At 41.4% G+C, this 1,347-nt stretch carries 1 protein-coding gene; it reads right to left on the minus strand.

Annotated features, from left to right (window positions below; all coding sequences use genetic code 11):
* Positions 1-1,347 (minus strand): SspB-related isopeptide-forming adhesin (locus ADH81_RS09840; RefSeq protein ID WP_049528738.1); only part of this gene is annotated, 1,347 nt, incomplete at both ends.

Genomic DNA, 1,347 nt, shown 5'->3' on the forward strand with positions numbered 1-1,347 from the left:
AAATTTAGTTGTATCCAACCATACTTGGTAAACCAACTTGTCGCCACGTTTCACAGTCTTGGTGTTCAAGTTTTGAGCTTCGTTGTTTGATGCATCGTCCGCATATGGGTTCGCATTGGTATCTGCGTACTTGTCTGCCAACTCTTTATCATCATCAACGAGCTTGTCGTCTGTGATATCGAATTTCTCTTCAGAAACAACGTATTTCTCTGGTTGGAACTTAGGTTCTTCTGGAGGAGTTACGACGTTGTTAAATTCTTTATCCGCAATGTCGCCTACAGTCGCGATAAGAACTTTAGCTGTTCCATCGTGTTTCACTGTAACTGTTACATTCGCTTTCATGGTGTCGTATGTAACGGTTGCGTCTGTTCCTTTAACTTCTTCTACTGTGTAGTTATGTACGCCTTCTTGACCTTTCTTGAATTCAAGAGCTTTGAACTTAACGTTACCAGCCGCATCGTTGCTTACAGTTTCAAGAGTCTTACCTTCTGAATCTTTAAGAACGAAGCTGAATTCGTTTTCTTTAAGCTCACGGCCTTCCAAGCGTTTAGTGAAGTTGAATTCCACTTCAACTGGAACGTTGTTTACACGTTTTTCAGTTGGTTTTTCAGGTTTTTCAACTTTCTTAGTTGTTGGGTTGTAGTAGTTTACTACTTGGGCCGCAGTATTTTCGATGTCTACTCCGCCAGGAACATCAGCTTTCACTGTTGTTGGGATGTCAAACTTGTAGTAACGTCCGAAGGCGAACTTAGTTGTATCGATAACTTGAGTGTTTTCTGCATCGCCAAGTGACTTCGTGAAGCCAGCTTTAAGGGTTGCAGTGATCACACCGTTGTTAACAGTGATATCGAATTTAGCTGTAACATCATCACCTGTTACTGAATCGTAAGCTTTGATCTTAGTAGCGTCAAGATTCAACTTAGTTTCATCGTAGTCATCTGAGATTCCTACTGATTGGATGTTGTCCTTGTTAGTTGCGTCAAATTTAGTTGTATCCAACCATACTTGGTAAACCAACTTGTCGCCACGTTTCACAGTCTTGGTATTCAAGTTTTGAGCTTCGTTGTTTGATGCATCGTCCGCATATGGGTTGGCGTTGGTATCAGCCACCTTATCTTTCAACTCTTTATCATCATCAAGAAGCTTGTTGTCAGTGATTGAGAATTTCTCTTCATTCAAGACATATTTCTCTGGTTGGAACTTAGGTTCTTCTGGAGGAGTTACGCGGTTGTTGAACTCTTTATCAGCGATTTCGCCAACAGTTGCTACAAGAACTTTAGCTGTACCATCGTGTTTCACTGTGACTGTTACATTCGCTTTCATGGTGTCGTATGTAACGGTTGCGTC

The organism is Streptococcus pseudopneumoniae (assembly GCF_001072925.1).
Lineage (GTDB): Bacteria > Bacillota > Bacilli > Lactobacillales > Streptococcaceae > Streptococcus > Streptococcus pseudopneumoniae_Q.